At 44.0% G+C, this 7731-nt stretch carries 9 protein-coding genes; 8 read left to right on the top strand and 1 reads right to left on the bottom strand.

The window, feature by feature from the left end; translation table 11 throughout:
* The coding region (locus tag DDT91_RS19240) for a Calx-beta domain-containing protein (RefSeq protein WP_255502194.1) at positions 1-1708 on the top strand (1708 nt) is incomplete at its 5' end.
* 218 nt (positions 1709-1926) lie between these two features.
* Positions 1927-2814: a dienelactone hydrolase family protein gene (locus tag DDT91_RS19235; protein ID WP_187177826.1), complete on the top strand. Its 888-nt coding sequence runs from the start codon at positions 1927-1929 to the stop codon at positions 2812-2814.
* A gap of 92 nt (positions 2815-2906) precedes the next feature.
* Here DDT91_RS19235 and DDT91_RS19230 read toward each other — a convergent pair whose 3' ends face one another.
* Positions 2907-3902, bottom strand: a complete 996-nt coding sequence (locus DDT91_RS19230; protein ID WP_187177825.1) for an aldo/keto reductase — start codon at positions 3900-3902, stop codon at positions 2907-2909.
* 141 nt (positions 3903-4043) lie between these two features.
* On the opposite strand from DDT91_RS19230, the gene DDT91_RS19225 reads away from it, so the two are divergent.
* From DDT91_RS19225 to DDT91_RS19200, 6 genes are all read left to right on the top strand, one after another.
* Entirely contained in the window at positions 4044-4676 is a 633-nt protein-coding gene (locus DDT91_RS19225; protein ID WP_187177824.1) for a hypothetical protein, read from the top strand.
* 46 nt (positions 4677-4722) lie between these two features.
* The gene (locus DDT91_RS19220) at positions 4723-6012 is read left to right on the top strand and encodes an MgtC/SapB family protein (RefSeq protein WP_187177823.1); all 1290 of its coding nucleotides are present in this window, start codon (positions 4723-4725) and stop codon (positions 6010-6012) included.
* Between the two features lie 7 nt (positions 6013-6019).
* Positions 6020-6382: a VOC family protein gene (locus DDT91_RS19215; protein ID WP_187177822.1), complete on the top strand. Its 363-nt coding sequence runs from the start codon at positions 6020-6022 to the stop codon at positions 6380-6382.
* The gene (locus DDT91_RS19210) at positions 6375-6815 is read left to right on the top strand and encodes a cupin domain-containing protein (protein WP_187177821.1); all 441 of its coding nucleotides are present in this window, start codon (positions 6375-6377) and stop codon (positions 6813-6815) included. The genes DDT91_RS19215 and DDT91_RS19210 overlap by 8 nt, the downstream gene beginning before the upstream one ends.
* A 24-nt stretch (positions 6816-6839) precedes the next feature.
* Complete coding sequence (locus DDT91_RS19205; protein ID WP_187177820.1) at positions 6840-7313, top strand: acyl-CoA thioesterase; 474 nt, start codon at positions 6840-6842, stop codon at positions 7311-7313.
* Between the two features lie 78 nt (positions 7314-7391).
* Positions 7392-7724: a type II toxin-antitoxin system RelE/ParE family toxin gene (locus DDT91_RS19200; RefSeq protein WP_187177819.1), complete on the top strand. Its 333-nt coding sequence runs from the start codon at positions 7392-7394 to the stop codon at positions 7722-7724.
* Positions 7725-7731: the final 7 nt, after the last annotated feature.

The raw sequence follows: 7731 nt of genomic DNA, 5'->3' as shown, positions 1-7731 counted from the left end.
CAATGGAGATCAAGTATCTGTGGTGATGACTTCTTCTGCAGCTTGCACTAGTCCCAATCCGGCCACTTCCAATACGGTGACCATGAGTGTGACAGAAACGGTAATTCCTTCGGTCAGCATCGTAGCCAATCCGGGCAATGAAATCTGTGCCGGAACCAGCGTCACCTTTACCGCCACTCCGGTCAACGGAGGAAATGCGCCGGTCTACCAGTGGAAGCTGAACGGAAACAATGTGGGAACCAACAGCCCTACCTACACCAATGCGGCACTTACCAATGGAGATCAGGTATCTGTAGTGATGACTTCTTCTGCAGCTTGCGCTAGTCCTAATCCGGCCACTTCCAATACGGTGACCATGAGTGTGAAAGAAACGGTTGTTCCTTCGGTCAGCATTGTAGCCAATCCTGGAAATGAAATCTGTGCCGGAACCAGCGTCATCTTTACCGCCACTCCGGTCAACGGAGGCGATATGCCAGTCTACCAATGGAAGCTCAACGGCAACAATGTGGGAACAAACGCTCCAACCTATACTAATGCGGCACTTACCAATGGAGATCAGGTATCTATAGTGATGACTTCTTCTGCAGCTTGCGCTAGTCCTAATCCGGCTACTTCCAATACGGTGACCATGAGTGTGACAGAAACGGTTGTTCCCTCGGTCAGCATCGTAGCCAATCCAGGCAATGAAATCTGTGCCGGAACCAGCGTCACCTTTACCGCCACTCCGGTAAACGGAGGCGATATGCCAGTCTATCAGTGGAAGTTGAACGGAAACAACGTAGGAACAAACGCTCCGACCTACTCCAATGCTGCTCTAGCCCATGGTGATCAGGTGAGCTTGGTCATGACTTCTTCTGCAGCCTGCGCAAGTCCTAATCAGGCAACTTCGAATACGGTGACTATGGTCATCCAGCCACTATTCACCTATTACCAAGATTTAGATGGAGATGGCTATGGAAATCCTTCCGAACCTATTCAATCTTGTACCAAGTTGGAGGGATATGTCTTGGATAACACTGACTGCAACGACTTCCTGGCTGCGATTAATCCAGGCGCAAAAGAAATCTGTGGCAATGGAATAGACGAAAATTGCAATGGAATGGATGATGACGTTTGCAATACGGTCACTCCAATTCTGAGAACCCGTACTTACGCGATCAAAGAAGGGGATCGTGGCACTACCATGGCGGTTCTTGAGGTGAATTTAGACTTAGCCGCCACACAGGAAGTCTCTGTGAATTATAACACAGCAAACGATCAGGCAGTAGCAGGCCAGGATTATGTGGCTACCTCCGGGGTATTGACAATTCCTGCGGGGGCCTCCTCTGCCCAAATCTCAGTAGGGATAATTGGTGATACGCGAATAGAGAATAATGAGCGGTTTGTAATCAACTTCTCCAATCCGGTAAATGCAAGATTTGAAGGAAACCCAAGAAGCTTTGTTCAGATTTTGGATAATGATAAAAACAAAAAAGTATCTGTTTTGCTCAATCAAGGTGAACTTTGGCACATCCAACATACCCCTGACAAGATTGAGGAGCTGACTGTCTTTAATCAAAAAGGCTTCCAGATTTATAAGAAATCTCAGATTTCCAATCAGGTCTACTTGCCTTATTTCGCCCCTGGATCGTACTTCTTCGTTGTAAGTTTTGAAGATGAATACGGTGATAAGCATCAAATGCAGGGGGTATTGATTATTAAAAACTAATTACCTGATTTATAAAACTTATATGCAATTAAAAGCTAGCCGCAGTTTCGGCTAGCTTTTTTTAAAATTGGCCATAGGCCAAAGTATCAACCTTCCATCCCATTTGCTTATTTATTAGCCGAAATATCCATTCAAAAGAAATTTCAGCAATCAATCCTATCTTCAGCTTTTCCTTCCCTGATTTTGAATAACTTACTGAGACTAACCAAAACCAAACCATGGAAAAACTCAGAAAAGAGGACATCCCTCAGGAAGCTTTTGACCTTTACGATTACTATTGCCACAACAAGCTAGACCGAAGGACTTTTGTAGAAAAACTATCTGCCTACGCAGTGGGAGGCATCACCGTCACCGCACTCATGAGCAGCATGATGCCCGACTATGTGAATACCCGCACCATCGAGCCGACAGATGAGCGCATGCAGAGTTCAGATTATGTGATGTATGACTCTCCAAAAGGCGGAGGACAGATCAAAGGCCTTCTTTCCAAGCCTGCCGGCAAAGGTAAGTTTCCAGGTATTGTAGTCGTCCATGAAAACCGAGGCCTCAATCCCTACATCGAGGACGTAGGCAGAAGATGTGCGGTGGATGGCTTTATCTCCATCGCTCCTGATGCACTAACCCCTCTGGGCGGCTATCCCGGTAATGACGATGATGGACGTGAGATGCAGGCCAAGCGAAATCGGGACGAGATGCTCGAGGATTTTATCGCAGCCTACGAATACCTGAAAAACCATCCGGACTGTGACGGTAATGTAGGAGTCGTCGGCTTCTGCTTCGGCGGCTGGATCTCCAATATGATGGCTGTGAGAATTCCCGACCTGAAGGCGGCTGTGCCTTTCTATGGCGGACAGCCGGCAGTGGAAGATGTACCCAAAATCAAGGCTCCTCTATTGGTCATCTACGCCGAACTTGACGAGCGCGTAAATGCAGGTTGGCCGGCTTATGAAGAAGCCCTCAAAGCCAACGGCAAGAAGTACGAGATGATCAACTATCCGGGTGTAAACCACGGATTTCACAACAACACCACGCCTCGCTATGACGAACCTGCAGCAAAAGCTGCGTGGGAAAAAACCATCGCGTTTTTCAAAGCGAATCTGAAGTAATCGAACCAAAACTTTTCCAAAGTTCTTGACTTTGGAAAAGTTTTTTACTTAAGCAACTCCCCTTTCCTGGAGAAGAAGGACGGGAGGAGAGGTTATCCCCTGGCCCGTATCATTTCCAAAATCGGTCCCCACTTTTTTTCATATAAATCCTGCAGAAACTGCCGATCTTCTTCTGGCAGCTTGACCAATCCTGTCGTGTTTTGCTTGACCTGCTCGGCAGTACGGATTCCGGGAATCACTGTGCTTACCTTGTCGAAGCTCAAAACAAAACTCAAAGCCAAGGAAGAAAGACTGGTTTCATACTTCTCCGTCAATGGCATCACCTGCTGATTCAAAACCTGATTCACCGCTCCGATGATATCCGGAGTCAGTCGATTAGACCGGTGGTCGTCTTTGGAAAAATTGGTTTCAGAATTCATTTTCCCGCTCAGCAATCCAAACTGCAAGGGCATCCGAGCGATAATTCCGTATCCGTTCATTCCTGCCTCCTGAATGATTGGAAGAGCCAGTTGATTGATCAGGTTGAATGCTACTTGAAATCCATGGCCTTTGCCAGCACTCATCAAAAATTCGGCTTCGGGGTCAGGAGTAAACGTAATCAGAGAACTCCCCCAGTATCGGATTTTCCCTTGTTGCCTAAGAAGTTCCATGGCTTCGATACAAGCTCCGTCCTCCAGATGAGCAAGCCTTGCCACGTGCAATTGATAAAAATCAATGGTTTCTCTTTTTAGCCGACGAAGGCTGTTCTCGCAAGCTTGTATCAAGTAGTCTTTGGAATAATCGATCTGAATGGTTCCGTCTTTTCCAACGCTCTGACCGACCTTGGTTGCAATCAGGGCATCCTGATTTTTTCCCAAAACCCTACCTATCAATTCCTCAGAATGTCCCAGACCATAGAAATCGGCCGTGTCAAAAAATGTGATGCCAGCATCAAAAGCTGCCAATAAGGCCTTCTCCGATTCCCTGTCGTCGGAAGGTCCCCAACCGATTTCGACTCCGCCGACATTGGCCGAGCCTCCAATGGCCCATGCACCAAAACCCACCTCACTTACTGACAGATCCGTAATCCCAAATTTCCTGTATTCCATATCTTCTTTTGCAAAAGGATCATTACTCTAAATGAAATTAGACTTTTCCCTCGAAAAACATTCAAATCCTTGCAAAGTACTGCTTGTTTCTAAGTACCTTAACCTGATTAATTGGCACAGAAAACCCATCTAAAATAACCTATGAAACAAATCCATCCTTTCACTTCATTTCAGGAAGCCATTACCAAATTTGATAATGGAGGACATTTTTATAACCTGTTCAGCCATGCAAAAGATGGAGTGGTATCACCTGCAGAATTGGATCTGATCGCTGAGACTGATCTTAACAAACAACAATTGATCCTTTTCCTAGTCATGTCGATTTGCAAAATGGACAACCGTAGCAGAGAAAAAGTACTTGCACGACTGGATGGAGAACTTTTTGAGATGTTTGAAAAATACCGTCCGGTACATATCACCATTGCTCAGATGATCGAAAGGGGAAAACCCGGAATAAGTGTCACCATGGTAGGTACTCCCAAAAAAATCAGCGGAAACGATGAAAACCAAGGTCATGTGCTTATTCCTATCGCCGTAGGCTCGGAGACCAGTTTTTCGCTAGTACCTATCACAGAATCCTTTGTCATCTATGAATTACACTCCGAATACACCCATGAAACGGTCATCATAGGGCATCCCAAAGAGAAAACCGAGCTTCCAGAAAGAAAAATTCGAGTAGGAGGAATGCTGACAGCTTTAAATGAACAAGATCCCGGAAGCTCCAACAAAAACGGTGTATTCTTGGAAGTTCAATATTATCTTGAAGAGGAATAAATTCCCTGTCAAATATTTGATTTCAGCTGAATAAACTATTTACCAATTGGAACATTTAGTAATAAATCAAGAATCATTTTCCCTGTCCCAATTGGACTTTATCATCAGACTGGCGGTAGCCGTTGGAATAGGAGGAGTAATTGGTCTGGAAAGACAATACAGTGCCATGAAGGAAAATTCACAGGGATTCTCCGGAGTGCGCACATTCATCATTTTGGTTTTACTTGGCTTTGCGGGTGGGATATTTTATCATGTTTTTGCTCCTTGGGTCTATGGGGTCATTCTTCTTGGGGTAGTGATACTCCAGGGCACCTCTTATTGGTTTACCGCCACGCAGGGCGATCGAGGCCTTACGACCGAGTTGAGTTCTGTGTTTGCATTTATTCTTGGCACCCTGGTTCTAAACGGACTAATTGAAATTTCGCTGTTTATAACCGTGATCTTGGTCGTGGTCCTTTCTTCCAAATTCCGAATCAAAACCATTGTAGGAAAGATTACGGCTGAGGAACTATATGATTTTATCCGATTCGTAGTGCTGGCCTTACTGATCTTTCCTTTTTTACCGGATCAGACGTTCGGTCCTTATGATGTACTCAACTTCAAAGAAATCGGTTGGGTTGTTTTACTCACTTCTGGACTTGGATTAGTAGGTTATATTTTAACCAAATTTCTGGGAGCTAATCGTGGAATATTATTAAGTGGATTAGTTGGGGGATTGGTTTCAAGTACCGCAGTTACTTGGGTTTTTGCCCAAAAAAGTAAAGAAAATTCAAGTCTATCCTCCTCCTGTGCCACTGCAATTCTGGCGGCAAGCTCCATCATGACCATTCGGGTTTTAATTTGGACATTCATTTTCAACCTTGCACTTTTTGAAAAATTGCTGATCCCTATACTGATTGTCTTTATTGCAGGACTGGGAATTACAGTATACATTTTTACCAAAAGGAATAAAGAGCCTATGGAAGATCAGCTTATCCCGCTCAAAAAACCTTTAGACTTGAAAAGTGCCCTAGTATTCGGAGCGATCTATTCTACCATTTTACTTTTGGTCAGTTATGCCAATGAAAACCTTGGCGAACGCGGTACTTTCATTTCAAGCGCAATTGCAGGGATTTCAGATATTGACGCCATTACCATTTCTGTTTCCAAACTTGCAGGGAATCAATTGATCATGCAGATCGCGGGGATTTCTATCCTGATTGCTACCATTTCCAACACATTGGTCAAAATGGGAATTGGCATCTATGCTGGAAGTATTGAGTTAAGGAAAAAGTTAATTTTAGGATACGGGGTGGTTTTTGGAGCAGGAATTATCGCTTTATTCTTAATCAGATAAAACAGCTATGGTATTCAAAGGAATCGACACCTTGATCCTAAGGGTAAAAAATCATTCAAATTCGGCGGTTTGGTATCAGGAAAAATTAGGCCTTACACCTATCTTTTCAGATGCTGAGGTCAGGTTAACAGTGATGGACACCGGAGGTCCACCCAGTCTGACTCTTTGGCAAACCGATGAGCCCATCCACAACTCCCCTTCGACTTGTGCGTATCCCATTTTCAGAACAGATAATGCCGCACAATCCAGAGATGAGTTAATCAGTAAAGGAGTGCAAGTCACAGATTTGATTACAGATTCCCTCGTTACCTATTTTCAATTTTTTGATTTGGACGGAAACGTCCTTGAAGCCTGTCAAACCCATGATTAAAAACTATTATTTATCATTTTTAGGATTACTAGTCGGAATGGTTTGGTCTTGCTCTACCGGTAAGACACCGTCCAAAACTCCTTTCAGCGAAACACTGATCGAATCCCATCTGTCCTGGAACGGGGACTCTCTCCCCTCCTATCCCGAAGGAAAACCCAAGATCTCCATCGTCAAAGTCACCATTCCTCCCCATTCGGAACTTCCAAAACATTACCACCCGGTAATCAATGCGGGAATCATGCTGAAAGGTGAACTGACAGTCATTGATGAAAAAGGAAATACCCTTCATCTCAAGGCCGGTGACCCGATCATCGAAGTAGTGGATGTGGTTCACTATGGAAAAAACGAAGGAGATAAAGCTGTTGAAATAGTCGTTTTCTATGCTGGGACGGAGGGAAAAGAAATTGTAGTCAAGGAATCAAAAACCAATTAATCCTCACCATTCAACTCAAAGCATATGCCTTCTCATAAGACCACCTTTCAGTTTATCAGTGAACCCGGCGATGTGAATTTCGGGGGAAAAGTCCATGGCGGCACCGTGATGAAGTGGATCGATCAGGCTGCCTATACCTGTGCGAGAAACTGGGCTGAAAGCTACTGTGTAACGGTCTATGTGGGCGGCATCCGCTTTTACAAACCCATCGGAATCGGCGAGGTGATCAAGATTGATTCTCAGGTGATCTACACCGGCAGCTCGAGCATTCATATCATGGTAGAAGTCTATTCGAGAAGCTTTGAACAGAAAAAATTTGAGAAAAAGACCCATTGCATCATCATTTTTGTGTCTGTGGATGAAAATGGCAACCCCAAAAAAGTAAAGCCTTGGTTACCCAAAACCGATCAGGAAAAGAAGCTGCAAGAATACGCGCTCAAACTCAAAACCCTCCGGGAAGAGATCCACGAGGAGATGCGGCCGTTTTTTAATGAGTGAGTTTTCTGGAGATATTTCTAAAAGTTTCTATTTTTGGAAACAAATGTTATTTTTGAGGAGTTCTTCAATCAAGTTTGTATGAGATTTTTTGAAACAAAATTTTTAGAGGAAGCAGAACAGTTCATCGCTCAACTTGACCCTAAAACAATCAAAAAAATCTTCTACAACATTGACCTTGCAGAACATACAAATGACCCAAAACTGTTTAAAAAGCTTCAAAATGACATTTGGGAATTCCGAACCAAGTTCGGAGGACTTCAAATTAGGCTTTTGGCATTTTGGGATAAAACTGATAAAAAGGAAACCTTGGTAATAGCCACTCATGGCTTTATAAAGAAGGTGGATAAAGTTCCTGGACTGGAAATTGACCGGGCAGTAAGATTGAAAACAAAGTACTTTGAAGGCAAATAAATCAGAT

This window comes from Algoriphagus sp. AK58 (assembly GCF_014324365.1).
Lineage (GTDB): Bacteria > Bacteroidota > Bacteroidia > Cytophagales > Cyclobacteriaceae > Algoriphagus.
Note: the sequence above shows the minus strand (reverse complement) of the source record. Positions and strands in the feature narration are given on the sequence as shown.

What these genes read in the sequence shown, in the direction of transcription:
- DDT91_RS19235 (WP_187177826.1), top strand. Translation starts at nt 1,927, where the DNA reads ATGGAAAAACTCAGAAAAGAGGACATCCCTCAGGAAGCTTTTGACCTT.
- DDT91_RS19230 (WP_187177825.1), bottom strand. Translation starts at nt 3,902, where the DNA reads ATGGAATACAGGAAATTTGGGATTACGGATCTGTCAGTAAGTGAGGTG.
- DDT91_RS19225 (WP_187177824.1), top strand. Translation starts at nt 4,044, where the DNA reads ATGAAACAAATCCATCCTTTCACTTCATTTCAGGAAGCCATTACCAAA.
- DDT91_RS19215 (WP_187177822.1), top strand. Translation starts at nt 6,020, where the DNA reads ATGGTATTCAAAGGAATCGACACCTTGATCCTAAGGGTAAAAAATCAT.
- DDT91_RS19210 (WP_187177821.1), top strand. Translation starts at nt 6,375, where the DNA reads ATGATTAAAAACTATTATTTATCATTTTTAGGATTACTAGTCGGAATG.
- DDT91_RS19205 (WP_187177820.1), top strand. Translation starts at nt 6,840, where the DNA reads ATGCCTTCTCATAAGACCACCTTTCAGTTTATCAGTGAACCCGGCGAT.
- DDT91_RS19200 (WP_187177819.1), top strand. Translation starts at nt 7,392, where the DNA reads ATGAGATTTTTTGAAACAAAATTTTTAGAGGAAGCAGAACAGTTCATC.